29 protein-coding genes are annotated in these 24534 nt (G+C 66.6%); 22 read left to right on the top strand and 7 right to left on the bottom strand.

The window, feature by feature from the left end:
• Nucleotides 1-95 precede the first annotated feature (95 nt).
• On the top strand, nucleotides 96-2414 hold the full coding sequence (locus WG901_RS02015; protein ID WP_339585349.1) for a putative bifunctional diguanylate cyclase/phosphodiesterase: 2319 nt from the start codon (nucleotides 96-98) through the stop codon (nucleotides 2412-2414).
• A 56-nt stretch (nucleotides 2415-2470) separates the two neighbouring features.
• Here WG901_RS02015 and cobS read toward each other — a convergent pair whose 3' ends face one another.
• Complete coding sequence (gene cobS, locus WG901_RS02010) at nucleotides 2471-3445, bottom strand: cobaltochelatase subunit CobS (RefSeq protein ID WP_339585348.1); 975 nt, start codon at nucleotides 3443-3445, stop codon at nucleotides 2471-2473.
• Nucleotides 3446-3521: 76 nt separating this feature from the next.
• Here cobS and WG901_RS02005 point away from each other — a divergent pair, with 76 nt between their 5' ends.
• Nucleotides 3522-4154: a glutathione S-transferase family protein gene (locus WG901_RS02005; RefSeq protein WP_339585347.1), complete on the top strand. Its 633-nt coding sequence runs from the start codon at nucleotides 3522-3524 to the stop codon at nucleotides 4152-4154.
• On the opposite strand, the gene WG901_RS02000 is transcribed toward WG901_RS02005, so the two are convergent.
• Complete coding sequence (locus tag WG901_RS02000; protein ID WP_339585346.1) at nucleotides 4148-4771, bottom strand: winged helix-turn-helix transcriptional regulator; 624 nt, start codon at nucleotides 4769-4771, stop codon at nucleotides 4148-4150. The genes WG901_RS02005 and WG901_RS02000 overlap by 7 nt on opposite strands.
• 144 nt (nucleotides 4772-4915) lie before the next feature.
• On the opposite strand from WG901_RS02000, the gene WG901_RS01995 reads away from it, so the two are divergent.
• From WG901_RS01995 to WG901_RS01945, 10 genes are all read left to right on the top strand, one after another.
• Nucleotides 4916-5347 (top strand): VOC family protein, encoded by a 432-nt coding sequence (locus WG901_RS01995; RefSeq protein ID WP_339585345.1) that lies wholly within the window; start codon nucleotides 4916-4918, stop codon nucleotides 5345-5347.
• 24 nt (nucleotides 5348-5371) lie between these two features.
• Nucleotides 5372-5845, top strand: coding sequence for a VOC family protein (locus WG901_RS01990; protein WP_339585344.1), 474 nt, complete (start codon nucleotides 5372-5374; stop codon nucleotides 5843-5845).
• A 20-nt stretch (nucleotides 5846-5865) separates the two neighbouring features.
• Nucleotides 5866-6549: a glutathione S-transferase family protein gene (locus WG901_RS01985; protein WP_339585343.1), complete on the top strand. Its 684-nt coding sequence runs from the start codon at nucleotides 5866-5868 to the stop codon at nucleotides 6547-6549.
• Entirely contained in the window at nucleotides 6546-6776 is a 231-nt protein-coding gene (locus WG901_RS01980) for a DUF4287 domain-containing protein (RefSeq protein ID WP_339585342.1), read from the top strand. The genes WG901_RS01985 and WG901_RS01980 overlap by 4 nt, the downstream gene beginning before the upstream one ends.
• Nucleotides 6776-7531, top strand: a complete 756-nt coding sequence (locus WG901_RS23830) for a DUF1428 domain-containing protein (protein WP_465263042.1) — start codon at nucleotides 6776-6778, stop codon at nucleotides 7529-7531. Before WG901_RS01980 ends, WG901_RS23830 begins: the two co-directional genes overlap by 1 nt.
• Nucleotides 7532-7534: 3 nt before the next feature.
• Nucleotides 7535-8347 (top strand): VOC family protein, encoded by an 813-nt coding sequence (locus tag WG901_RS01965; protein ID WP_339585341.1) that lies wholly within the window; start codon nucleotides 7535-7537, stop codon nucleotides 8345-8347.
• 3 nt (nucleotides 8348-8350) lie between these two features.
• A complete protein-coding gene (locus tag WG901_RS01960; protein WP_339585340.1) occupies nucleotides 8351-8977 on the top strand; it encodes a glutathione S-transferase family protein in 627 nt (208 codons plus the stop codon).
• Complete coding sequence (locus WG901_RS01955) at nucleotides 8974-9477, top strand: VOC family protein (RefSeq protein ID WP_339585339.1); 504 nt, start codon at nucleotides 8974-8976, stop codon at nucleotides 9475-9477. The genes WG901_RS01960 and WG901_RS01955 overlap by 4 nt, the downstream gene beginning before the upstream one ends.
• A 111-nt stretch (nucleotides 9478-9588) precedes the next feature.
• Entirely contained in the window at nucleotides 9589-10239 is a 651-nt protein-coding gene (locus WG901_RS01950; RefSeq protein WP_339585338.1) for a glutathione S-transferase family protein, read from the top strand.
• A gap of 22 nt (nucleotides 10240-10261) precedes the next feature.
• Nucleotides 10262-10711 (top strand): SRPBCC domain-containing protein, encoded by a 450-nt coding sequence (locus WG901_RS01945; protein ID WP_339585337.1) that lies wholly within the window; start codon nucleotides 10262-10264, stop codon nucleotides 10709-10711.
• Between the two features lie 136 nt (nucleotides 10712-10847).
• On the opposite strand, the gene WG901_RS01940 is transcribed toward WG901_RS01945, so the two are convergent.
• Together WG901_RS01940 and WG901_RS01935 are read right to left on the bottom strand one after the other, a co-directional pair.
• Nucleotides 10848-12308: a hypothetical protein gene (locus WG901_RS01940; protein ID WP_339585336.1), complete on the bottom strand. Its 1461-nt coding sequence runs from the start codon at nucleotides 12306-12308 to the stop codon at nucleotides 10848-10850.
• 80 nt (nucleotides 12309-12388) lie between these two features.
• Complete coding sequence (locus tag WG901_RS01935) at nucleotides 12389-12979, bottom strand: J domain-containing protein (protein WP_339585335.1); 591 nt, start codon at nucleotides 12977-12979, stop codon at nucleotides 12389-12391.
• A 39-nt stretch (nucleotides 12980-13018) separates the two neighbouring features.
• Here WG901_RS01935 and WG901_RS01930 point away from each other — a divergent pair, with 39 nt between their 5' ends.
• Genes WG901_RS01930 through WG901_RS01915 form a run of 4 tightly spaced genes read left to right on the top strand, consistent with a single transcriptional unit; the run spans nucleotide 13019 to nucleotide 15974 of the window.
• On the top strand, nucleotides 13019-13291 hold the full coding sequence (locus WG901_RS01930) for a BolA family protein (RefSeq protein ID WP_339585334.1): 273 nt from the start codon (nucleotides 13019-13021) through the stop codon (nucleotides 13289-13291).
• Between the two features lie 12 nt (nucleotides 13292-13303).
• Nucleotides 13304-13774, top strand: coding sequence for an NUDIX hydrolase (locus WG901_RS01925; RefSeq protein WP_339585333.1), 471 nt, complete (start codon nucleotides 13304-13306; stop codon nucleotides 13772-13774).
• On the top strand, nucleotides 13771-14676 hold the full coding sequence (locus WG901_RS01920; protein WP_339585332.1) for a pirin family protein: 906 nt from the start codon (nucleotides 13771-13773) through the stop codon (nucleotides 14674-14676). Before WG901_RS01925 ends, WG901_RS01920 begins: the two co-directional genes overlap by 4 nt.
• Nucleotides 14673-15974 carry a low temperature requirement protein A gene (locus WG901_RS01915; RefSeq protein ID WP_339585331.1) on the top strand — a complete coding sequence of 434 codons (1302 nt, stop codon included), beginning with the start codon at nucleotides 14673-14675 and terminating at the stop codon, nucleotides 15972-15974. Before WG901_RS01920 ends, WG901_RS01915 begins: the two co-directional genes overlap by 4 nt.
• Before the next feature lie 7 nt (nucleotides 15975-15981).
• On the opposite strand, the gene WG901_RS01910 is transcribed toward WG901_RS01915, so the two are convergent.
• On the bottom strand, nucleotides 15982-17040 hold the full coding sequence (locus WG901_RS01910) for a DUF2332 domain-containing protein (protein WP_339585330.1): 1059 nt from the start codon (nucleotides 17038-17040) through the stop codon (nucleotides 15982-15984).
• Between the two features lie 36 nt (nucleotides 17041-17076).
• Between WG901_RS01910 and hisG the strand changes: the two genes are divergently transcribed.
• From hisG to thiL, 5 genes are all read left to right on the top strand, one after another.
• Nucleotides 17077-17742 carry an ATP phosphoribosyltransferase gene (hisG, locus tag WG901_RS01905; RefSeq protein ID WP_339585329.1) on the top strand — a complete coding sequence of 222 codons (666 nt, stop codon included), beginning with the start codon at nucleotides 17077-17079 and terminating at the stop codon, nucleotides 17740-17742.
• Nucleotide 17743: 1 nt separating this feature from the next.
• The gene (hisD, locus tag WG901_RS01900; protein WP_339585328.1) at nucleotides 17744-19036 is read left to right on the top strand and encodes a histidinol dehydrogenase; all 1293 of its coding nucleotides are present in this window, start codon (nucleotides 17744-17746) and stop codon (nucleotides 19034-19036) included.
• Nucleotides 19033-19494 (top strand): transcription antitermination factor NusB, encoded by a 462-nt coding sequence (gene nusB / locus WG901_RS01895; protein ID WP_339585327.1) that lies wholly within the window; start codon nucleotides 19033-19035, stop codon nucleotides 19492-19494. Before hisD ends, nusB begins: the two co-directional genes overlap by 4 nt.
• A gap of 244 nt (nucleotides 19495-19738) precedes the next feature.
• On the top strand, nucleotides 19739-20095 hold the full coding sequence (locus WG901_RS01890; protein ID WP_339585326.1) for an endonuclease domain-containing protein: 357 nt from the start codon (nucleotides 19739-19741) through the stop codon (nucleotides 20093-20095).
• On the top strand, nucleotides 20092-20976 hold the full coding sequence (thiL, locus tag WG901_RS01885) for a thiamine-phosphate kinase (protein WP_339585325.1): 885 nt from the start codon (nucleotides 20092-20094) through the stop codon (nucleotides 20974-20976). The genes WG901_RS01890 and thiL overlap by 4 nt, the downstream gene beginning before the upstream one ends.
• Nucleotides 20977-21001: 25 nt before the next feature.
• Here thiL and WG901_RS01880 read toward each other — a convergent pair whose 3' ends face one another.
• Together WG901_RS01880 and WG901_RS01875 are read right to left on the bottom strand one after the other, a co-directional pair.
• On the bottom strand, nucleotides 21002-21985 hold the full coding sequence (locus WG901_RS01880; protein WP_339585324.1) for a fatty acid desaturase: 984 nt from the start codon (nucleotides 21983-21985) through the stop codon (nucleotides 21002-21004).
• Between the two features lie 20 nt (nucleotides 21986-22005).
• Nucleotides 22006-22200: a hypothetical protein gene (locus tag WG901_RS01875; RefSeq protein WP_339585323.1), complete on the bottom strand. Its 195-nt coding sequence runs from the start codon at nucleotides 22198-22200 to the stop codon at nucleotides 22006-22008.
• Nucleotides 22201-22402: 202 nt separating this feature from the next.
• On the opposite strand from WG901_RS01875, the gene WG901_RS01870 reads away from it, so the two are divergent.
• Nucleotides 22403-24523 carry a sodium-translocating pyrophosphatase gene (locus tag WG901_RS01870; RefSeq protein WP_339586624.1) on the top strand — a complete coding sequence of 707 codons (2121 nt, stop codon included), beginning with the start codon at nucleotides 22403-22405 and terminating at the stop codon, nucleotides 24521-24523.
• Nucleotides 24524-24534 lie beyond the last annotated feature (11 nt).

Genomic DNA, 24534 nt, shown 5'->3' with positions numbered 1-24534 from the left:
GGGAACTTCGCTTACCTGCCCCACCCGAATTGCAAGACATAGGGATAAGCCGGGCCGTTCAACGAAACGGGCCGGAACATTGGGGGCATTGCTGGATGGTCGTTTCTTCTCCGCCAGGGCGCAAGCTGATCGTCGAGACGCCGCTGAGCCTGCTGGCGCTCACGCGACATCACGTCGAGCCGCACGAGGAGAACTGGTTCGCGCGCTGCCGCGCCGACTACATTCGCAACTTCCCGCTCTCGCTGCTCGAGACCGTGCGCCTGGCGCTGCTGCTGCTGCTGGTTGGCCCCCGCACCAATCCGGTCTTCACCCTGCTCGCCATCTTCGGCTGGTACGCGGTCATGGTCCTTCAGCGATCGGTCCGCCGCAAGGAGGCGAGCCCCGGCTTCGACGAGAAGCGCGCGCTGCGCAACCGCCTCGGCGTGATCCGCCTGCGCGCCTTCTGGTGGTGCTGCACCCTGTTCGGCGCAGCGCTGATCGCGCCGGTTTCGAGCCACGAGGGCCTGATCGCACTCGGCATGGCGATGATGATGATGGACGGGCTTTCGGCCATGTCGCTGCCGCACCTGGGCCTCGCGGCCAGCGCCAGCGGCGGCGCGGCGATGGCCGCGGGCTTCCTGATCCGCAACGGCTGGGACGGCGCCCCCGTCGCGATCGTCGCCGGTGTCATGGCCTGCTTCATGCACTGGTCGCTCTACAACCTCTACTACATGTTCGCGACGCGGCGCATCCGCACGCGGCGGCTCAGCCAGTCGAACGAGACGATCCAGCTGCTGCTCAACCAGTACGACGACGAGGGCAGCGACTGGCTCTACGAGATCGGCTCGAAGTTCCAGATCTGGCATCCCTCGCAGCGTTTCGCCGATGCCTGCGGTCGCAAGCCCGAGGAACTCGAAGGCCTGTCGCTGATCGAGCTGATCGGCGATGCGCCCGAGGCGGGCGACCTGCGCGAGCTGTTCAACGAGGGCCGCGCCTTCCGCAACGTCGTGGTGCCGATCCGCGTCGGCGGCGTCGAGAACTGGTGGTCGATGAACGGCCGCCCGGTGCTGCGCGAGGGCCAGACGATCGGCTGGCGCGGCTTTATCGCCGACATCACCGCGGCCAAGCGCGCCGAGGACAAGGTCGCCTTCATGGCGCATTACGACGTGCTGACCCAGCTGCCCAACCGCACTTTGTTCAACGCCACGCTCGACCGCGCCTTCCACCGCACCCCGCGCGACGGCTCGATCGGCCTGCTCTATGTCGACCTCGATCACTTCAAGGCGATCAACGACGGTCACGGCCACGCCGTCGGCGACAAGGTCCTCGTCGAGATCTCGCGCCGGCTCGAGGAGGTCGTGCGTCCGCGCGACATGATCGCGCGCCTCGGCGGCGACGAATTCGTCATCCTGATGACCGATCTCGATGCCCCCGCCGCGGGCCTCGCGATCGCCGAGCGCGTGCTCGGTGCGGTCGGCAATGCGATCGAGATCGAAGGCCAGATCATGCCGATCGGCGCCTCGATCGGCGCTGCCTTCGCGCCCACCGACGGCCGGACCGGCGACGAACTGCTGCGCGCCGCCGACCTCGCGATGTACAACGCCAAGTCGCGCGGCCGCCGCGGCATCTCCGTGTTCGACCCCGACATGCAGGTGCAGATGCAGGAGCGCCGCGCGCTCGAGCTCGACCTGCGCGCCGCGATCGTCCGTGGCGAGCTCGAGCTGCACTACCAGCCCCTGCTCGACATCAACCGCGGCGTCACCGCGGGCTACGAAGCGCTGCTGCGCTGGAACCACGCGAGCCGCGGCACGGTCTCGCCCGACGTGTTCATCCCGATCGCCGAGGAGACCGGCGTCATCGTCGAGATCGGCGAATGGGTGATCCGTACCGCGCTGGCCGAAGCGGCCGGCTGGCCCGAGGACCTGACGGTGGCGGTCAACATGTCGCCCGCGCAGATGAAGGACGGCAACCTGCTCCCGGTCGTGGTCAACGCGCTGGCGCAGAGCGGCGTCTTGCCGAGCCGGCTCGAGCTGGAGATCACCGAGAACCTGCTGATGCAGGAATCGGAGGAAGTGCTCGCCACCCTGCACAAGCTGCGCGATCTCGGCGTGAAGATCGCGCTCGACGATTTCGGCACGGGCTATTCGTCGCTGAACTATCTGCGCAGCTTCCCGTTCGACAAGATCAAGATCGACCGCTGCTTCGTTTCGGAGCTGGCCGAGCGCGAGGATTGCCAGGCGATCGTGCGCTCGGTCATCAGCCTTGCCAACGAACTCAAGATGACGACGACGGCCGAGGGCGTCGAATATGGCGAACAGCTCGAGAAGTTGCGCAAGGACGGCTGCGACCAGGCCCAGGGCTTCCTCTACAGTCGCGCAGTTCCTGCGGGCGAGCTCGAGTTCAAGCCGGGCCAGAAGCGGGCGGTGAACGAGTAAGCCGCAAAAGCCTCCCTGTTTTCGCGATGCGCGAAAAACGGGGAGGATCTAGAAACTCAGGCCTTCGCCACCACGCTCTCGGGCAGGTCGGTGCCGAATACGCGCTGGTAGTATTCGGCCACCAGCATCCGCTCGGTCTCGTCGCACTTGTTGAGGAACGACAGGCGGAAGGCGAAGCCCGGATCCTTGAAGATCGCGGTGTTCTGCGCCCAGGTGATCACCGTACGCGGGCTCATCACGGTCGAGATGTCGCCGTTGATGAAACCCTGGCGGGTCAGGTCGGCGACCTTGACCATGTCGGAAATCTGCTTCTCGGGAATGCCCGTCGCCTTCTTGCCGACGATCTCGGTCTCGACCGCCTGCGGCAGGTAGTTGAGCCCGACGACGATGTTCCAGCGGTCCATCTGGCCCTGGTTGATCGCCTGGGTACCGTGATAGAGGCCGCTCGTATCGCCCAGGCCGACGGTGTTGGCCGTGGCGAAGAGGCGGAAGAACGGGTTCGGCCGGATCACGCGGTTCTGGTCGAGCAGGGTCAGCTTGCCCTCGGTCTCGAGCACGCGCTGGATCACGAACATCACGTCGGGACGGCCCGCGTCGTATTCGTCGAAGACCAGCGCGGTCGGCGTCTGCAGCGCCCAGGGCAGCAGGCCTTCGCGGAATTCGGTGACCTGCAGACCGTCGCGCAGCACGATCGCGTCGCGGCCGATCAGGTCGATACGGCTGATGTGCGCGTCGAGGTTGATGCGGATGCAGGGCCAGTTGAGCCGTGCCGCCACCTGCTCGATATGCGTCGACTTGCCCGTGCCGTGATAGCCCTGGACCATGACGCGGCGGTTGAACGCGAAGCCCGCGAGGATCGCCAGGGTGGTGTCCGGGTCGAACACGTAGCTGTCGTCACGATCGGGCACGCGCTCGTCGGCTTCGGAAAAAGCCGGCACGGTCATGTCGATATCGATGCCGAAAACCTCGCGCACGCTCACTTCGGTGTCGGGCGCGGGCAGACGGGTGGTGCTGGTGGAAGAGTCAGTCATCGCGGCGAACGCCTATAGCCGCCCGCGCGCGACTGCAATAAGCTTTCCCGGCAATTGCAATTGTTCGGGTGTTTCGATGCAGGTTTTCGGCGGTATCATCTCTCCTTTCGTCCGCAAGCTGTGCCTGGTCCTGGAGGAAAAGGGCCTCCCTTACGAACTGACGCAGCTTCCCCCACACGCCCAGGACGCGGCCTTTCGTGCGATTTCCCCTTTCGGCAAGATCCCGGCTCTCCGCGATGGCGACTACGGCCTGTCGGATTCCTCCGCGATCATCGCCTATCTCGAAGCCAGGCATCCCGAACGGCCGGTGCTGCCCGCTGAAGCCTGCGCGCGTGGCCGGGCGATGTGGTTCGACGAATTCGCCGACACGATCTTCGCCCATTCGGGTCTCAAGATTCTGTTCAACCGCTTCGTCGGTCCCAAGCTGCTCAAACTGCCTTGCGACGAGGCGCTCGCGGTCGAAGGCGAAGCCGAGCTGCCGGAAAGCTTCGCCTATATCGAAAGCGTGGCGCCCGAGAGCGGCTGGCTGCTGGGCGAAGACTTTACCCTGGCCGACATCGCCGTCGCCTCGGTGTTCCGCTCGCTCGCCTATGTCGGGATCACGCCGGACCTGCCCAGGACCGCCGCCTGGTACGCGCGCGTCGGCGAGCGCCCGTCGTGGCGCAAGATCGCCGAGGTCGAGGCCTATCGGCCGAAGAAGCCTCAGTAGACCTTTTCGGGCAGTTGGAAGCAGTCGAGAAAGCGCTGCGCCGCCGCGCGATCTCCGCTGACGGTCAGACCTGTCGCCGCCAGATCCTCGATCGGGATCTTGCCATAGGCGGTGAAGATGATCGGCGTGGCCAGCGGCGTCTCGAAGACGAATTCGGGCACCTCGGGCTCGCCACGCGCGACGTGGAACCTGCCGTCCGCCACTTCGACCACGAAGCCGTCTTTGCCGACGCGGATCGCGCCGCGGGTGGCGACGCCTTCAGCCCGCGCCGCGACGAACATCACGCGCATCGACAGCATCAGCGAGGCCGGCGACAGCCACAGGTTGGGATCGTGGTGCGGTGATTTCACCGCCCATTTGCACAGCGCCAGCATGGCCTCCTCGGCCTGATAACCCCAAGGGGTAAGCTCGTAGAGCTGCACGGTGACCGGCGTGGTCAGCCGGCGGCGCTGGACGATCTTCGCGCGCTCCATCGATTCCAGCCGCTCGGTCAGCACCTTGGCGCTGATTCCGGGCATTCCGGCCCGCAAGTCGGAGAACCGCCTTCCTCCGAACATAAGCTCGCGCACGATCAGCAGCGACCAGCGCTCGCCCACCAATTCGAGCGCGAAGGCCATGCCGCAGGCGTCATCGTACCACTTCCCGTGACGCTCAGCAGGCTTAGTTTCTTTTTGTAACTCCATGGTTGCTTTTAGTAACTCACGTCGGCATCACAATGCAAGAATGATTCGCAGCGCAACTGCGTGATGAGGAGAACGCCAATGGCCCGCATGATTTTCGTGAACCTGCCCGTCACCGAGCTCGACCGGTCGAAGCGCTTCTATGCGGCTCTCGGCTTTACCAACGAACCGAAGTTCACCGACGAGACCGCTGCCTGCATGGTGCTGTCCGAAACGATCTTCGTGATGCTGCTGACCCACGACAAATGGAAGACCTTCACCAGTCGCCCGATCCCCTCGACCGACAGCAGCGAAGTCATTCTCTGCATCAGTTGCGAGTCCAAGGACGAGGTCAACGGCTTCCTCGACGCGGCGGAACAGAACGGTGGCCGGCCCGACGTCTTCGCGGTGCAGGATCACGGCTTCATGTTCAGCCGCGCGTTCACCGATCTCGACGGCCATATCTGGGAGACCATGTGGATGGATCCCGCCGTCGCCAGCGGTGAAGCCGCGGTTCCCGAGATCGCCGACTGATCCGACCAGGAAGGGAGACAGATCATGGCCGAATTCACCCAGCCCGCCCTCGCCCCGCACCTCGTCTGTGCCGGCGCAGCGGACGCCATCGAATTCTACAAGCAGGCCTTCGGCGCGGAGGAGATGATGCGGCTCGCCGGCCCCGACGGGAAGCTGATGCACGGCGCGATCACGATCAACGGCGCCATGGTCATGCTCGTCGACGAGATGAAGGAGATGGGCGCGCTCGATCCGAATTCGCTCGGCGGCACGCCGGTGACCTTGCACCTCAGCGTGGCCAATGCCGATGCCGCGATCGATCGCGCTGCCCAGGCCGGCGCCAGCGTGGTCATGCCCGCGACCGACATGTTCTGGGGCGATCGCTATGGCCAGGTGAAGGATCCCTGGGGCCATGTCTGGTCGATCGCACACCCGCTGCCGAACGCGCCGCAGGGCGAAGCGGAACTGCGCAAGGCGGCCGAGAACGCGATGTGCGGCCAGCCCGCCACCGGCAACTGACAGCCCGAAGGAGACCGGCCATGCCGATCGACCCGCAAGCCGAAACCGTCCTCGTCGCTCTGAAGAACGTGCCCGCCTTCGCCCATGGCCTGGTCCGCGACCTGCGCGTGCGCTGGGCGCTCGAAGAGATCGACCGCTCCTATCGTACCGAGATCTACGAGGCGATGACCCCGCGTCCCGACGGTTACCGCGAAGCCTGGCAGCCGTTCGGGCAGGTTCCCGCGCTCGAGGCCGACGGCGTCCGCCTGTTCGAGAGCGGCGCGATCCTGCTTCACCTCGGCGAGCAGGACGAGCGGCTGCTCCCGCGTGAGCCGCAGGCGCGCGGCGACGCCTATTCGTGGCTGATCGCCGCGCTCAACACGGTCGAGCCCGCGGTGATGGACCTGCAATGGGTCGACGTCTTCCGCGCCCGCGAAGGCTGGACCAAGGAAGCGCGGCCGGGCTTCGTCGACTTCCTCCGGGTGCGGCTGACCCATCTCGAAGAGGCGATGGAACCCGACACCTGGCTCGCCGGCACCTTCTCGATCGCCGACATCCTGATGGTCACGGTCCTGCGCGAGATTCGTCACACCGACATTCTCGACGACTATCCCAAGCTCAAGGCGTACAAGGAGCGCGGCGAGGTGCGCCCCGCTTTCATCCAGGCGCTGGCAGATCAGGCCGGCGATCTCGGCGCGCCGATCAAGCTCGGGGAACCGGCATGAGCTTCCAGGCCTATCTCGACAACATCGAAGCCAAGACCGGCAAGAACCCCGCGGGCTTTCGCGCCTGGGGCAAGGACAAAGGCTTCGGCGCAGGCGCGGGCCTGGCGCCGGGCGTGAAGGCCGGGGAAATCGTGACCGCACTCAAGGACGAGTTCGGTCTTGGCCACGGGCACGCGATGGCGATCGTCGCGTTGCTCAAGGGGGCGAAGAAGGAAGGAGACGCTTGATGACTTACGTACAAGGTTTCGTTCTCGCGGTGCCCACTGCGAACAAGGACAAGTTCATCGCCCACGCCAATCTCGGCGACGGCGTGTTCATGGACGAGGGTGCCAATCGCATTCTCGAATGCTGGCAGGACAAGGTCGAGAAGGGACACACCACCGACTTCTTCGGCGCGGTCGACTGCAAGGAAGACGAATCGGTCGTGTTCTCGTGGATCGAGTGGCCCGACCGCGAAACCTACCAGGCCGCGCAGGACGGGATCGAAGAGCTCGTAAAGACCGACCCGCGTATGGATCCGGAGAAGAACCCCATGCCCTTCGACGGCATGCGCATGATCTACGGCGGCTTCACCCCGCTGGTCGACGAAGGCACGGCGATCGACGCTCCCTATGTCCAGGGCTTCATCGTGCCCGTGCCCGAAGGCAACCAGGCCGCCTATCGCAAGGCGGCGATCGACATGTGGGAGATCATGAAGGACTATGGCGCGAAGCGCGTGGTCGAGGCCTGGCAGGACGACGTGTCGCACGGCAAGCAGACCGACTTCTTCCGCTCGGTGAAGGCAGAGCAGGGCGAGATCGTGGTCTTCTCGTTCATCGAATGGGAATCGCGCGAGGCCTGCGACGGCGCGCACGAGAAGATGATGCAGGACGAACGCATGAAGGGCTTCGAGGACGAGAAGCCGCCCTTCGACGGCAAGCGCATGGTCTATGGCAGCTTCGCCCCCGTGGTAGAACTGACCAAGCAGCCCGTGGGAGCCTGAGCCATGTCCAACCCCGTCGGCGCCTTCATCTGGTACGAACTGATGACCACCGATCCCGAAGGCGCCGCGGCCTTCTACGGCCCGGTCGTCGGCTGGAAGATCATCGGTCATTCCGATCCGCAGTCCGCAGCGGACGGAATGGACTACCGCATGATCGAACGCAGCGACGGCGGCAACGCCGGCGGGGTGCTCAAGCTGACGCAGCAGATGTGCGACGGCGGCGCCCGCCCCTGCTGGATCGGCTATCACCACGTGACCGATGTCGACGCGGCGGTGCGGGCGATCGAGGCCGACGGCGGCAAGGCGCTGATGCCCGCCCTGGACATCGAGGTCGGCCGGATCGCCCTGGTCACCGATCCGCAGGGCGTACCGCACTATGTCATGACACCCCGGCCGCCCGCCGGCGCCCCGGCCGACGCTCGCAGCGACGTCTATGATCGCCATGCCGAACAGCGCGTGGGCTGGAACGAACTCATGTCGCCCGACCTCGAAGGCGCCAAGGCCTTCTACGCCAAGCACTATCGCTTCGAATTCAACGATATCATGCCGATGGGGCCAATGGGCGACTATTGCTTCATCGACCACGGCGGCCAACAGATCGGCGCCATGATGCAGAAGTCTGCGGACATGCCGGTCGGGATGTGGAATTTCTACATCCGCGTACCGGGCTCGATCGACACCGCCACAGCCAAGGTCAAGGAGCTCGGCGGCCAGGTGTTCAACGGACCGATGGAAGTGCCCGGTGGCGAATGGATCATCAACGGCATGGACCCGCAAGGCGCGCCGTTCTCGCTCGTCGGCACGAAAGGACAGTAAGTCATGGCGGACTACACCTTCTACACGAACCCGATGTCGCGCGGGCAGATCGCCCGCTGGGCGCTGCACGAAGTCGATGCCGACTACGAACAGGTCCTGGTCGACTGGAAGGACAAGCCGGCCGAGTTCCTAGAGGTCAACTTGATGGGCAAGGTGCCGACGATCGTCCACCACGCCGAGGACGGAGATCATGTGATCACCGAAGCCGCCGCGATCTGCCTCTACCTGGCCGAGACGCATTCCGAAGCCGGCCTGTTGCCGCATGACGACGAACGGGCCGACTACCTGCGCTGGACCTTCTTCGCCGCCGGCCCGATCGAACAGTCGATCACCAGCCGCGCGCTCAAGTTCGAGCCCGAGGGCCAGCAGCAGATGATGGCCGGCTCGGGCAGCTTCGACCGGACGATGGACACGCTCGAGGCGATGCTCGACAGCCGCCCCTACGTCTGCGGCGAGCGCTTCACCATGGCCGACGTCTATGTCGGGAGCTCGGTCGACTGGGGCCTGAACTTCGGCATCCTGCCGCCGCGCCCCGCCCTGGTCGCCTATGCCGAGCGGATCCAGGCGCGCCCCCGCTACAAGGCCGCCAAGGCCGTCGACAACAAGCTGATCGAGGACGCCAAGAAATGACCGCGAAAACCGACAAGGTCCCCAATCCCAAGAACCAGGTCTGCCTGTGGTACGCGAGCGAGGCCGAACCCGCATCGCGCTTCTACGCCGAGACTTTCCCCGACACCGAAGTGCTCCACGTCCAGCGCGCGCCGACCGACACGCCGGGCAACAAGGAGGGCGACGTGCTGATGGTCTCGATGACCGTCATGGGCATCCCCACCCTGCTGCTCAACGGCGGCGACGTCTTCAAGCAGAGCGAGAGCTTCTCGTTCCAGGTGCGCACCGAGGACCAAGCCGAGACCGACCGCTACTGGGATGCGATCGTCGGCAACGGCGGGCAGGAGAGCCAGTGCGGCTGGTGCAAGGACAAGTGGGGCCTGTCGTGGCAGATCACCCCGCGCCAGTTGATCGACATCTACAACGATCCCGATCCCGCCGCGACCAAGCGCGCGATGGAGGCGATGTTCACGATGAAGAAGATCGACATCGCCAGGATCGAAGCCGCACGTAATGCCTGAAACGGGCGTCGTCCCGGGCTTGACCCGAGGCCGATAGCCACGCCAGGCAAGGCTCAGCCACGCCGGCCGGCGATCACCGTTCTTGCGGCGATGTCGAACAAAGGAAACGAAATGCTCGCGCTCTACGGCCACCCCTTCTCGTCCTACACCTGGAAGGTGCTGATCGCGCTCTACGCGAACGACATCGAATTCGACTATCGCGTGGTCGACGATGCCCATCCGGAACACGCGCAGTTCATCGCGACGGCCGGACCGCTGGGCAAGTTCCCCGTGCTGCAGGACGGCGAGAACGTGATCTTCGAATCCACCTCGATCATCGAATACCTGTCGCAGCGCCATGCGCGGAACCAGGTGCTCGTGCCCGACGAGCCGAGCGCCGCGCTGGGCATGCGCATGCTCGACCGGGTGTTCGACAACTACGTGATGAACGTCATGCAGATCGTCGTGAACGAATATATCCGCGACGGCGCGAACCCCGATCAGGCGCGCATCGCCGAAGCGCGCGAGCAGTTGACGCGAACCTATGCCTGGCTCGAAGGCTGGCTCGAATACTACCCGCCGATGGACCACATCACCCTGATCGAATGCGCGGCCGCGCCCGCGCTGTTCTACGCCGACTGGGTCCATCCGATCGCCGACGACTTCCCGCGCCTCCAGCACTGGCGCGCGCATCTGCTGGCCCTGCCCGAAGTCGCGCGCTGCGTCGAAGAGGCACGGCCGTTCCGCCCCTATTTCCCGCTCGGCGCGCCCGACCGCGACTGACATTCTTCACCGGAGCATCCGCATGTCCGAGAACACCGAACTGTCCGTCACCCGCCTGATCGCCGCCAGACCCGACAAGGTCTGGGACATCATGGTCAATCGCACCGAGGATTGGTGGTGCCCCAAGCCCTGGCGCGCCGAGATCGACCAGCAGGACCGCCGGCCTATGGGCGTCTGCAACATGACCTTCTACGGTCCCGACGGCGAGCAGAGCCCGCAGAACGGGGTCTATCTGGCCTATGACGAGGGCAAGCGCTTCGTCACCACCGATGCCGTCACCGCCGACTTCGAGCCCGCGGGACCGTTCATGATCGGCATCTGGGAAATCGAGCCCGAAGGCGAAGGCACACGCTACACCGCCCGCGCCCGTCACTGGAGCGCGGAAACCGCCAAGCAGCACGAGGAGATGGGCTTCGTCGAAGGCTGGGGCGTCTGCGCCGACCAGCTCAAGGCGCTCTGCGAGGCGGATTGAGACAAAAGATCCTCCCCTGCAAGGGGAGGTGGCAGCCCGCAGGGCTGACGGAGGGGTGTAACCGCTGGCCGGGACACCCCTCCACCACCGGCTGCGCCGGCGGTCCCCCTCCCCCTAAGGGGGAGGATCTTGATGACTACCGCCCAATCAATCCCAGAGCGTGGCGGATGAAGGCGTCGCGATCGGTCACCCATTCGGCACCGGCCGGAAGCGCGGGGTTGACGTAGGTCCAGCCGCCGGGCGCATAGACCCGCTGCATCCGTCCCTCGGTGTCGAAGGCGAGGGAGACCATCCGCTGCTGGGCGCGCGTGGTCCGGTCGTCTCCCTCGACGATGTCGCCGTTGTCGCCGCCCAGCGCGTCCCCCTGCGACCGCAGCGCGAAGACGAAGGGCTCGGGCCGGAAGCTTTCGACCGTGGTGTTGAAGAAGACCGAGAGATAGACCTTGTCGAGCGCGGTCAGCGGCGCCGCCGGCATGCGCCAGTCGGGGCTGACCAAAAGATTCCACGGATAGTGGTCGCGCGCGCCGTAGACGATCTCGGTGCGCAGATCGACGAGCCCCTCGCGCGGCTCCTGCGCAGGCGCCTGGCGTTTGAGGTGCAGTCCGTTCGTCCAGGTGAAGCCGAAGGCCGAGATGTCGGCGAGCGGCATGGCCGAAGGCGGACCACCGTTGGGTGTGTTCTCCACCGTGACGTCCTCGTAGACGCGCAGGTAGGCCTTGTCTTTGAGCTGGTGCCCGCTCGCCTGGTCCTTCCAGGCGCGCTGGCCGCGCCAGGTCGAATGGCGGAAGTGCGAAACCAGCGTGCCATTGATGTAGGTGCTGTGCTCCTGGTCGACGTTGGTGCCGACGTTTCCGGCGATCTCGCTGTCCTCGACGTAGAGCATGGTCTCGCCCCCGGGCACGAAGATCGCGTTCTTGCCGCCGAAGATCTTCGAACGGCGCAAGACCGCCGTGAACAGGCCGGGCCGCGCGGTATCGACCACTTCGAGATGGAGCGCGCCCATGCGCTGGATGGCGCCGGGGAAGTCGAGTGCGATGTCGCGCATCTCGAAATGGACGCGCTGCGTTCCGACTTCGAACATGCGCAGGTTGATTGCCGCCCACTCGCCGTCGGTGCGGAAGGTTACCTGCCGCCCCGGGATCGACGAGCGCATGATGTACTGCGTTCCCTGTAGCGCTCCGACGATGTCGGGCATCCAGGGCGAGAACGGATAGACACAAGGTCGACCGGCACCGTCGAGCGCCTCGTAGACGAATTCGTAGCCACCCTCGGCCCGGCCGTAGAGCGAGGCACCGTCGCGGCCCTGATAGACTTCCCGCCCCGCCGCACGCGACGCGTCGCACTTGACGAGCAGCGTGATCGCCGGGCGATGCAGGCCGTTCATCGGCATGTAGAAGGGGTAGATGTCGTCGCGCGCCGGTACCGGTCCGCTCGAAACCTGTCGGACCGGCTCCGAAACCTCGACCGTGGCAACCGGTTCGGCGACGATCCTGGGCGTCGCTTCGTCGCGCGCGGCCGAGGCTGCCGCGGCCGCCACGCCGGCCCCGGCCAGACCGGCGAGGCTCAGCGCGAGGATCGATCGTGGAACCGCAGGCATAGGCTACTCGCTAGCACGTTGAACCTGGCACCCTGACCGAAAAACGTGAAGGAAGCGTGCGCCCGTGCTGTCCGGGAAGATCAGGCGAAAGCTGCCGCCTTGCGCAGCAACTGATAGGCCTCGACCACTTCCTGCAGCCGCGTCTCGTAGCCGCGGTCGCCGCCGTTGCGGTCGGGGTGGTACTTGCGCACGAGTTCCGAATAGCGGCTGCGCAGCGCCTTGCGATCGGCGTCGAGCGGCAGGCCGAGCACGTCGAGCGCGCGGCGTTGTTCGGGCGATAGGACGATGCCGTCCTGGCGCTGCACCGGTTGGCGCGCCCGCATGTGTGCCTTGGCACGGGCGCTGATCGCTTCGAGCGGATCGGCGAAATTGGCCCAGTGCGGCGCGGCGTCGACATTGCCGTTGGGGCGGAAGGCGCGCGTCTCGCGTTCCCAGCCGTGGAGCGGCGACTGCGCCTCGAGAATCTCTTCGGCAGTCATGCCATGGAAGAAATCGTAGCCCGAATTGAACGCGCGCACGTGGTCCAGGCAGAACCAGCGATAGTCGCCAGGCCCGTCGAATCCCGGTGCCCGCCCGCCGGGCGCGCGGAATTCGCCGGCCTCGTCGCAGTTCGGTGCGTGGCAGGTCCGTCCCTGGGTCTGGTGTCGGCCGTGGAATCTGTCGTGTCTCACCGGGTGGCAGATGGCAACAGATCGGCTAGAAGTGAAGATATGACAGGACCACTCGCACAAGAAATCGGTCAACTCCTGACCCAGGCATTCACCCCCACGCGCCTCGACGTGATCAACGACAGCGACAAGCACCATGGCCATGCCGGCCACGACGGCAGGGGCGAATCGCACTTCACGGTGGAAATCGAGAGCCAGGCGTTCGCCGGCGTCTCGCGGCTCGAACGCCAACGCATGGTCAACCGCGCGCTCGGCGACATTCCGGGCGAAAGGGTCCACGCTCTCGCGATCAAGGCGCGAGCACCCAATGAATAAATGGTGGGGCGAGTGACCGAGCCCGCGCCTCGCCGCATTCGCCGCGCGGCGCGGGTGCTGCTGTTCGGCCCCGACGGCCGGCTGCTGCTGTTCCGCTATACGCCGAGCTGGTCCAAGCCATTCTGGACCGCGCCCGGCGGCGAATGCGATCCCGGTGAGGACTTTCCCGATGCCGCGCGGCGCGAGTTGCTGGAAGAGACCGGCATCCGCGCCGAGCCGGTGCCTCTAGACCACGTCCGCGAGGACGATTTCGTGACCTTGCAGCACGAACCCGTGCGCTCGCTCGAACACTTCTTCTGGGCGCGCACCGCCCTGCCCGACATCGATGTCAGCGGCCATACCGAGCTCGAGCGCAGCGTCATGCTCGAGCACCGCTGGTTTGCGCCCGACGAAATCGCCGACTGGCCCGAGACGATCTTTCCCGAAGACATCCGCGACCTGATCGCCAGGGCGCTCCAATCCAGCGAGGGAATCCGCGCATGACCGATTCGCAGTCCGGCCCCATCCTCCAGACCGTCACGCCGATCGCGCACGATCTCGGCGCCTTCACCGTGCGCCGCGCGATCCCCTCGCCGCGGCTCAAGATGGTGGGCCCCTTCATTTTCGTCGACGAGTTCGGCCCGGCCAAGCTCGACGCGGGCCAGGCGATGGACGTGCGCCCGCATCCGCACATCAACCTTGCCACGGTCACCTGGCTGTTCGAAGGCGCGATCGATCACCGGGACAGCCTGGGCACCTATGCGACGATCCGCTCCGGCCAGGTCAACCTGATGACCGCAGGCACGGGCATCGTCCATTCGGAGCGCAGCCCGCAAACGGAACGTGAGGGCGGCCCTTCGCTCTACGGCATGCAGACCTGGCTCGCCCTGCCCGATGGCAAGGAGGAGATCGCCCCCGCCTTCGAGAGCCGTAGCGGCCTGCCGCTGGTCGAAGGTCACGGCGCGCGTGCGCGGGTCATCATGGGCACGCTCTGGGGCCAGACCGCGCCGACCACGCAGTATGCCGAGACGATCTATGCCGAGATCCTGCTCGATGCCGGCTCGGCGATCCCGATCGATGCCGAGGCCGACGAACGCGCGGTCATGCTCGTCGGCGGCGAGGCGCGGATCGATGGCGTCGCGCTCGAACTCTACGAGCTGACCGTGCTCGCGCCCGGCGTGCCGCTCAAGCTGACCTCGGGTGGCGGCGGTCGCGTGATGCTGCTCGGCGGCGAGCATTTCGCCAGCCCGCGCCACATCTGGTGGAACTTCGTCTCCTCGTCGAAGGAGCGGATCGAACATGCCGCGCTCGAATGGCGTGCAGGCAATTTCCCCAAGGTGCCCGGCGACGAGGCCGAATTCATTCCGCTGCCCGATGGGCGGCCCAAGATCGTCTCCTACCCGTGAGCGACGCGCCCGAAAGCGCCAGGCGCCCGGGCAGCTCGCTCGTCCGCCAGGTCCATGGCAGCCATGCCGCGGTCGGCTATATCGAGCTGTTCTTCGATCTCGTCTTCGTCTTCGCGATCACCCAGCTCTCGCACGGTCTCCTTGAACACCTGAACTGGGTGGGCGCGCTGCAGACCGCGATGCTGTTCCTCGCGGTCTGGTGGGCCTGGATCTACACGACCTGGGCGACCAACTGGATCGATCCCGATCACGGCGGCAATCGGCTCTTTCTCGGACTCGTCATGGTCGTCAGCCTGATCCTGTCGAGCGCGATCCCGCACGCCTTTGCCGGCGCCGGCCTGACTTTCGCGGTGGCTTACAGCACGCTGCAGATCGGCCGCTCGCTCTACGTCTCCTGGGTCTGCGGCGAGTGGACGCGCGACGACAACTGGAGCCTCGTGCGGATCACCCTGTGGTTCGTCGCCTCGGCGCCGCTCTGGCTGATCGGCGGCCTGACCGCCGATCCTGCCGAACGTATGGCCTGGTGGGCGGCGGCGCTGACGATCGAATCGCTGGGGCCGATCTTCTTCTACTGGGTGCCGCGGCTCGGCCGTTCGACTCCCGACGACTGGGAGATCGCCGGCGGCCACATGGCCGAACGCTGCGCGCTGTTCATCATCATCGCGCTCGGCGAAGGCGTGCTGATCACCGGCGCCACCTTCGGCAAGCTCGAACCGACCTTGCCGACGATCCTCGCCTTCCTCACCGCCTTCCTCGGCTCCTTCGCGATGTGGTGGGTCTATTTCGACGTCGGCGCCAAACGCGGCGCCGAGCATATCGAGCACCATGAACATCCGGGCATCGTCGGGCGCGATGCCTTCACCTACTGGCACATACCCATCGTTGCGGGCGTGATCCTGATCGCGGTCGCCGACGAGCTGACGCTCGCGCATCCGCTCGAACCGGTCCACGGCGACTTCCTGCTCGTCACCGCGGGCGGCATGGCGCTGTTCCTCGGCGGCACGATGACCTTCAAGCGGATCACCAGCCGCAACGCCTGGTTCCCGCCCTCGCACACCGTGGGCCTGCTGCTGGCGACCGCGCTCGTGGTCTGGGGGTGGCTGACGCATCCGCCGACCCTGCTGTTCTATGCGGGCTCGACCCTGACCTTCGCCTTCGTGGCGCTCTGGGAATGGGGCTCGTACCACGGCGGCTGGATCGAACGCATGGAACGCCGCGGCTGGTGGCTGGGACGGCTGCTGCGGCGCTATACCAACTGGCGTCTGGCGGGCATGGGCCGGCCGCGAAGGCCGCAGTAGCTACAGGTCAGCCGCGCCATTCCACCCGCGCGCCGTGGGCGTGGGCACCGGCCAGGAGCACAGCCTCTTCGCCGCCCGGCCAGTAGCGCACGCGCAATCCGTGCTGCAGCAAGGTCCGATCGGCCTCGAGAGCGACCCAGGCCAGCGGGCGTTCCAGCGTGGCCTCAGCGCCATGCGCCTCCATCGCCGCGGTGATCCGCGCCTGCTGATCGGCGGGAACGTATTGCCAGACGATCGAATGCATCAGCATGCGCGTGGTGCCCGCTTCCTGCGGCAGGGCCAGCTGCTGTTCGACGAAATCGGCCGCGTTCATCCGCACGAGATCGGGCTTCTGCACCCGCGACGCGGCGATCGCCGCGTCGAGCCGCTCGAAGCGCACCGCATGCTCGGGCCAGACATAGGCCTTGAGCTTCAGCGCCTGCGCAGGATCGGTCAGATCGAGCGGCGCGACGTCGCAACCCTTGAGCGAAACCGCGTCTATCGCCCGGTCGGGCGGCGGCGGCCCCTGCCATTCGGGCGCGAAACGCATGACCGCACCCTGCTCGGGCCCTACCTTCACCCCACCGAGGTCGTAGCCGTAGCGATCGAGCATCAGGTTGATGCCCGCACTCGAGCCGATCTCGAGGCACTGGAACCGCTCGGGCAGCCCTTTGTCGGCCAGCCACAGCATCGCCGCGACGAAGCCCCAGGAGCGGCCGGCCTCGTTGGTCTGCGGCGGCCCGTCGAGCCAAGGTGCAAGGAAGGCTTCATGCGCGCCGATCACTTCGGCCAGTACCGCGCGATCGTCAGCGGGCTCGTCGGCATAGATTGCTGCCAGTTCGGGCGCACGGCCGCTTTGGTGCAGCGCATGGATCCCGCCGGTCGCGCGCAGCGGCAGGGCATCGGCCAAAGGCGCGCCCGGCCAGTCGCGGATGCGGCGGACGAAGGCGCCCGCCTGCGGATCGTCGAGCTGCGCGGCCAATGCCGCGACCACGCGCGCGGTGATCGGCGCGTCGTTGGCGCGGCAATAGGCGACCTGGTTGGCGAAGGCCTGTGCCACGCTGATGCTGCTCGGTGCCTGCTCCATGTTGCCCTTTCGCCTGTCGCCGACTATGCGCGGCCGATGCTGAAGCCGCTGACATTCGCCGTGCCCAAGGGTCGCATCCTCGACGAGGCGCTGCCGCTGATGGCCCATGCCGGTGTGGTGCCCGAAGCCGAGTTCCACGACAAGAAGTCGCGCGCGCTGTCCTTCGCCTGCGAGGGCGACGAGTTCGGCGACATGCGCCTGATCCGCGTGCGCGCCTTCGACGTTGCGACCTTCGTCGCCCACGGCGCCGCCCAGGTCGGCATCGTCGGCTCGGACGTGGTCGAGGAATTCGCCTATTCGGACCTCTATGCGCCGGTCGATCTCGACATCGGCCACTGCCGCCTGTCGGTCGCCGAGCCGGTAGGGCAGGAGTCGGGCAACGGTTCGGCCAGCCACCTGCGCGTCGCCAGCAAATATCCCAATCTCACGCGCAAGCACTTCGAGAAGCTGGGCATCCAGGCCGAGGTCGTGAAGCTCAACGGCGCGATGGAGCTCGCCCCTGGTCTCGGCCTCGCCAGCCGCATCGTCGACCTCGTCTCAACGGGCAAGACGCTCAAGGACAACGGCCTCGTCGAGACCTCGCAGATCCTGCAGATCTCGGCGCGGCTGATCGTCAACCGCGCCGCGCTCAAGACCGACGAACGCGTCGGCGCGCTGGTCGAGCGCTTCCGCGCGCTCGTCGCACAAGCGAAGGCCGCCTAAGATGCTGCGCCTCAACAGCCGTGATCCGGGCTTCGACAAGGCCTTCCAGCGCCTGGTCCGCGACCGCCGCGAGAGCGACGACGACGTCGCGCGCGACGTCTCGCTGATCCTCGAACAGGTGCGCAACCGCGGCGACGCGGCGCTCGCCGAACTGACCCAGCGCTTCGACGGCCACTCGCTGGCCGACGACGCCAACTGGCGGATCGAGCTGGCCGACTGCCGCGAGGCCTACGACAACCTCAACCCCGAACTGCGCGCCGCGCTCGAACTCGCCGCGCAGCGCATCCGCTCCTACCACGAAGCCCAGCTGCCCGAGGACCGCGACTATACCGACGCGGCCGGCGTGCGCCTCGGCGCCAAGTGGCGCGGGGTCGATGCCGCCGGGCTCTACGTGCCGGGCGGCCGCGCCGCCTATCCCTCGTCGCTGCTGATGAACGCGATCCCCGCCAAGGTCGCCGGGGTCGAACGCCTCGTCGTCGTCACGCCGACGCCCAAGGGCAAGATCAATCCGCTGGTCCTGGCCGCCGCCCACATCGCCGGGGTCGACGAGATCTGGCGCATCGGTGGCGCGCAGGCGGTCGGCGCGCTGGCCTATGGCACCCAGCGCATCCGCCCGGTCGACGTCGTCACCGGCCCCGGCAACGCCTGGGTGGCCGAGGCCAAGCGTCAGCTCTACGGCGTCGTCGGCATCGACATGGTCGCCGGGCCGAGCGAAATCCTCGTCATCGCCGACGGCCAGAACGACCCCGACTGGATCGCCGCCGACCTGCTGAGCCAGGCCGAACACGATCCCGCCGCGCAGTCGATCCTGATCACCGACGATCCGCTGTTCGCCGACACCGTCGCCGACAGGGTGGGCGTCGAACTCGCCCTGCTCCAGACCGCGCGCGTCGCCAGCGAGTCCTGGAACACCCACGGCGTCATCATCGAGGTCGCCAGCCTCGACGAAGCCCCCGCGCTCGCCAATGCGCTCGCCGCCGAACACGTCGAGATCGCCGTCGACGATCCGCAGGTGCTCGCCGATGCGATCCGCCACGCGGGTTCGATCTTCCTCGGCCGCATGACCCCCGAGGCGGTCGGCGACTATGTCGCCGGTCCCAACCACGTCCTTCCCACCGGCCGCAGGGCGCGTTTCGCCTCCGGCCTATCGGTGCTCGATTTCATGAAAAGAACCTCCTTCATCCAGCTCGACGAGAGCGCCCTCCACGCGATCGGCCCTGCCGCCGTCGCCCTCGCCGAGGCCGAGGGCCTGCCCGCGCACGCGCGCTCTGTTGCCGTGAGGCTCGGCCAGTGAGCGGCGGTCGTTCGCGCGCCCGCGCCGCCGCGCGCCTCGCCGCCGTCCAGGCGCTCTACCAGCACGACATGGAGGGCACGCTCCTCGCGCCGCTGCTCGACGAGTTCCACCGCCACCGCCTCGGCGGGCTGATCGACGACGAGGTCGACGACAGCCAGTACGTCGACGCCGAGGTGAAGTTCTTCGACGACGTCGTGAAGGGCGCGATCGCCCGCCGCGACGAAATCGACGACCTGATCGCGAGCAAGCTGGCCGACAGCTGGAAGATCGAGCGGCTCGACAAGACCATGCTGCAGATCCTGCGCGCCGGCAGCTACGAAATCCTCGCCCGCCCCGACGTCTCGACCGGCACCGCGATCAGCGAATACGTCGACGTCGCCCACGCCTTCTTCGAAGCGCGCGAGGCGAAATTCGTCAACGGCGTGCTCGACGCCGTGGCGAAGGCGGTTCGCTCTTAATTCTTCCCCCTTGATGGGGGAAGGATGCGAAGACTTGGCAGCTTGCTGCCTAGTCGTAGCTGGATGGGGGTGAGGGTGCCGGCAAGCGCAGCACCCGCCGGCACCTCACCCCCACCCAACTGCGGCTAGTTCCCCCGGAACAAGTCCGGGGTCTCAAGCCTCCGTATCCCTCCCCCATCAAGGGGGAGGTGAAGAGAATGCACTCGGCTTCCCCCTTTCACGGGGAAGAAGTAGAGTGCGGCCCGTGAAGAAGCACCCGCCCGCCATCTCGGTCAGCCGCGCCCGCAACCTGCGGCGGAACCCGACCGAAGCGGAAAAACGCATGTGGCGGTTGCTCAAGGAAAACTTCCCCACGGCCCACTTCCGCCGCGAGGTGCCCATCCGTCACTACATCGCCGACTTCGCCAGCCACCAGCTGAAAGTCGTCATCGAGATCGACGGCGGACAACACACACCCGAAAGCGACGCCCCGCGATCCGCCGCGATCGCAACCGAAGGCTACCGGGTCATCCGCTTCTGGAACAACGACGTCTTGGAAAACGGCGACGGATGCATGATGCGGTTGGCGCAGTTCTTCTCGCACTCTAATGCACCCGCATGACCTCCGAACTCGCCTTCATCGCCGCCTTGCGTCGGATGGCAAGCCACCCCGGCGCCCGCGGGCTCGACGACGATTGTGCGGTGGTCGAGTTCGGCGGCGAGGCGGTCGTGCTAACGCATGACGTGATGGTCGCTGGCGTCCATTACCTGCCCGAACAGGATCCGGCCGACGTCGCCTGGAAGCTCGTCGCCTCCAACATGTCCGATCTCGCGGCCAAGGGTGCGGAGCCCGTGGGCGTGCTGCTCGGCTATATGCTCGGCGGCGACGACGCGCGGTTCCTGGCCGGGCTGGAAGAAGCGCTGGCGCATTACGGCGCGCCGCTGCTCGGCGGCGACACCGTGTCCGGCAACGGTGCCCAGGCGCTGGGGCTCACCGCGATCGGTCGGGCGACGCATCGGCCCGTCCCCTCGCGCGCCGGAGCCGAACCGGGAGACCGGCTCTACATTACCGGCCCCGTCGGCGGGGCGATGATGGGATTGGAGGCATTGCAAAGCGGCCTGGGCGCCGATGGCGAAGAAAGCCTGGCCTATCGCCGCCCGCAGGCACTGCTCGCCGAGGGCCAGAAGCTGGCGCCGCTGGTGACCGCGATGATGGACGTCTCCGACGGGCTGCTGCTCGACGCCGCGCGGATCGCCCGCGCCAGCGGCGTCACCCTGGCGATCGACAGCGCGGCCGTACCGATCGCCGCGCCCGAAGCGCGCCGCGCCGACGCGCTGCGCTGGGGCGACGATTACCAGCTGCTGTTCACCGCACCACGCGACGCAGCGCTTTCGGTCGCGGCCCATCCGGTCGGCGAGGTCCTGTTGCTGGGTGCGGCACCGCTGCTGCTCGACGGTGCGGCGATCGACGAGAGCGCCGGCCTCGGCTTCGAACACGGCTGAGGCGGTCTACGACGCCGCGATCGTATCAGTGCGCGCTGCAGTCCACGCCGCGTGCTTCGAGGATCGGCTTCATCTCGCGGTAGGCGGCCTTGCAGGCGTGAACCGGAATATAGGGGTGAAGATGGTGGACCAGATGGAAGTCGATCCCCAACGCCCCCCAATGGCCGAGCTTGTGGCGGATGATCGCCGTGCTGTCGTAGCGGCCGACTCCGCTGTGCGGCTGGTGCGGCGCCCAGGATAGCACCGCGTGGATATAGCTGAGGCCGATATGCCGCGGCAGCCACCACAGCAGCGCCACTTCGATCGCATAGCCCTGCCAGGCCATGGCGAAAAAGAACGAGAGCACGACGAGTTGGATCGCCATCGTGTGCTTGAGCGCGGCCTTGGCCTCGGGCGTGCCGAGTTCGCCGATGTGCCGGCGCCAGCGCGCGGCGGTGCCGCCCGCGCCCGGCTGGCGGTTGAGCCAGGACTTGATCACGGCCATGAACACGTTCGACGCGGAGTGGATCGCGTCGGGGTCCTTGTCGGGATCGTTGGTATACTGGTGATGCAGCAGGTGCATCGCCTTGAGCATCGAAAACGGCAGGATCAGCGGAACCGCGGCTATCCAGCCGGTCAGCTCGTTCCAGAAGCGCTGCCTGGTGCCCTCTCGCCCGAGGTTCGAATGCATCGCCTCATGGCTGACGACATAGCCGCCCGCGACGAAGACCGAATTGATCGCGCAGCCCAGCCACAATGGGATCACGCCCATGATCGCCAGCGGAAAGGTTGCCACGAAGACCGCGAAGCAGATCAGCGCGATCGCGACGTAGGGCCAGGTCCGCACGTTGTGCGCGCCATATTTCTGGCCGATCTCGCGCTCCATCTGCGCGAGCGTCTTGCGCGTATGGGCATCGAGATCGCGGTCGGGACGCGCCAGCGGGATTGCCGGCCCCTCGCGGGTCAGCGCCTCGATCGGTTCGCCGGCAGCGGCCTGGCCGCCCAGCATCAGGTCATTGATGTCGTTCATGGCCCCCGCCAATCAATCGCCTAGACCCAACGTCCGCGGAGCGTCGCATAGAGTCCCCAGAGCGAGCCCACCGTCAGGCCAAAGCTCACGCGGGTCAGCCCCAGCGGAGCCTCCCAGTGCCAGGCGGCCATGGTCTGCGCGATCAGCGGCGCGATGAAGCCGATCCCGAAGATCAGCGGCATCACCACGAACAGCTTCTTGAGTGCGACTTCCATACAGTTAACATCACATAAACCATGGAGTCCGGCAAGCAAGGCCGACTTTGGTCGAAGCGCTGCCCTATTTTCCGGATCCAGGACAAACGGAAGAGAACGGCGGCGAAACGCTTGCAAGTACCCCGACCAGTCGATAGCCCTTGACAACTTGCGACCCCAAAGAAGGGCGCAATCATTGGGAAACAGGATGAAGGGGGCCTACGTGGATCTCGTCACAATCGCTATAGTATTGGGATTGCTTGCCGTCTTGTACGGCTTCGTCACCAGCCGCCAGGTGCTAGGAAGCCCGGCCGGCAATGAGAAAATGCAGGAAATCGCAGCGGCCATTCAGGAAGGCGCACAGGCTTACCTGAAGCGCCAGTATACGACGATCGCGATCGTCGGCGTGGTCGTCGTCGTCATCGTCGGCTGGGCTCTGGGCGGCATCTCGGCGCTGGGCTTCGCGATCGGCGCGATCCTCTCGGGGGTCGCCGGCTTCATCGGCATGAACATCTCGGTCCGCTCGAACGTCCGCACCGCGGCCGCCGCGCAGAAGGGCCTGCAGGAAGGCCTGACCCTGGCCTTCCGCGCGGGCGCGATCACCGGCATGCTCGTGGCGGGCCTCGCGCTCCTCGCGATCGCGGTGTTCTACTGGTACCTGACCGGTCCCGGCGGCTACACCGTCGGCGGCGAGGATCGCACCGTGGTCGATGGCTTGGTCGCCCTCGCCTTCGGCGCCTCGCTGATCTCGATCTTCGCGCGTCTGGGCGGCGGCATCTTCACCAAGGCCGCCGACGTCGGCGCCGACCTTGTCGGCAAGGTCGAGGCCGGCATTCCCGAGGACGATCCCCGCAACCCCGCCGTGATCGCGGACAACGTGGGCGACAACGTCGGCGACTGTGCCGGCATGGCCGCCGACCTGTTCGAGACCTACGTCGTCACCGTCGGCGCAACGATGGTGCTGACCGCGCTGCTGCTCAAGGGCGCGGGCGACCTGCTCCCGGCGCTGATGGCGCTGCCGCTGCTGATCGGCGGTGTCTGCATCGTCACCTCGATCATCGGCACCTACTTCGTCCGCCTCGGCGGCTCCAAGAACATCATGGGCGCCATGTACAAGGGCTTCCTGGTCACCGCGGTCCTTTCGGTCCCGGCGATCTGGTGGGCGATCAGCTATGCGCTCGGCTCCATGGAGATCGCGATCGGGCCGGATCTGGGCAATGGGGACGGCTTCACCGGCCGTTCGCTGTTCTACTGCTCGCTGCTCGGGCTGGTCATCACCGGCCTGATCATCTGGATCACCGAATACTACACCGGCACCAACTATCGCCCGGTGCGCTCGATCGCCAAGTCCTCTGAAACCGGCCACGGTACCAACGTGATCCAGGGCCTGGCGATCTCGATGGAATCGACCGCGCTGCCGACGCTGGTGATCGTCACCGGCATCGTCATCGCCTTCAAGCTCGCCGGCCTCATGGGCATCGCCTATGCCGCCACCGCGATGCTGGCTCTGGCCGGCATGGTCGTCGCGCTCGATGCCTATGGTCCCGTCACCGACAACGCCGGCGGCATCGCCGAAATGGCGGGGCTCGACGACTCCGTGCGCGAGAAGACCGACGCGCTCGACGCCGTGGGCAACACCACCAAGGCCGTGACCAAGGGCTATGCGATCGGATCGGCCGGCCTCGCCGCGCTGGTGCTGTTCGCCGCCTATACCACCGATCTCAAGGAGTTCTTCCCGACGCTCGAAGTCAGCTTCAGCCTGGAAAACCCCTATGTGATCGTCGGCCTGCTGCTCGGCGCACTGCTGCCCTACCTGTTCGGCTCGATGGGCATGACCGCCGTCGGCCGCGCCGCGGGCGACGTCGTCAAGGACGTGCGCGACCAGTTCCGCGACAATCCGGGGATCATGGCGGGCACCTCCAAGCCCGACTATGCCCGCACGGTGGACCTCGTCACCCGCGCCGCGATCAAGGAGATGATCGTGCCTTCGCTGCTGCCGGTGCTGGCGCCGATCGTCGTCTATTTCGTCATCGAGGCGGTGGCAGGCCAGGCCGACGCCTTCGCCGCGCTCGGCGCCCTGCTGATGGGTGTCATCGTCGGCGGCCTCTTCGTCGCGCTGTCGATGACCTCGGGCGGCGGTGCCTGGGACAATGCCAAGAAGTACATCGAGGACGGCAACCACGGCGGCAAGGGTAGCGAAGCCCACAAGGCCGCGGTGACCGGCGACACGGTCGGCGATCCCTACAAGGACACCGCCGGTCCGGCCGTCAATCCGATGATCAAGATCACCAACATCGTCGCGCTGCTTCTCCTGGCAGCCTTGGCGAGCCATGCCGCCGGCTGACTTCAGCCCCC

The organism is Novosphingobium anseongense, assembly GCF_037482895.1.
Classification (GTDB): domain Bacteria; phylum Pseudomonadota; class Alphaproteobacteria; order Sphingomonadales; family Sphingomonadaceae; genus Novosphingobium; species Novosphingobium anseongense.
The sequence above is the reverse complement of the archived record's forward strand: the minus strand, read 5'-3'. Positions and strand labels throughout refer to the sequence as shown.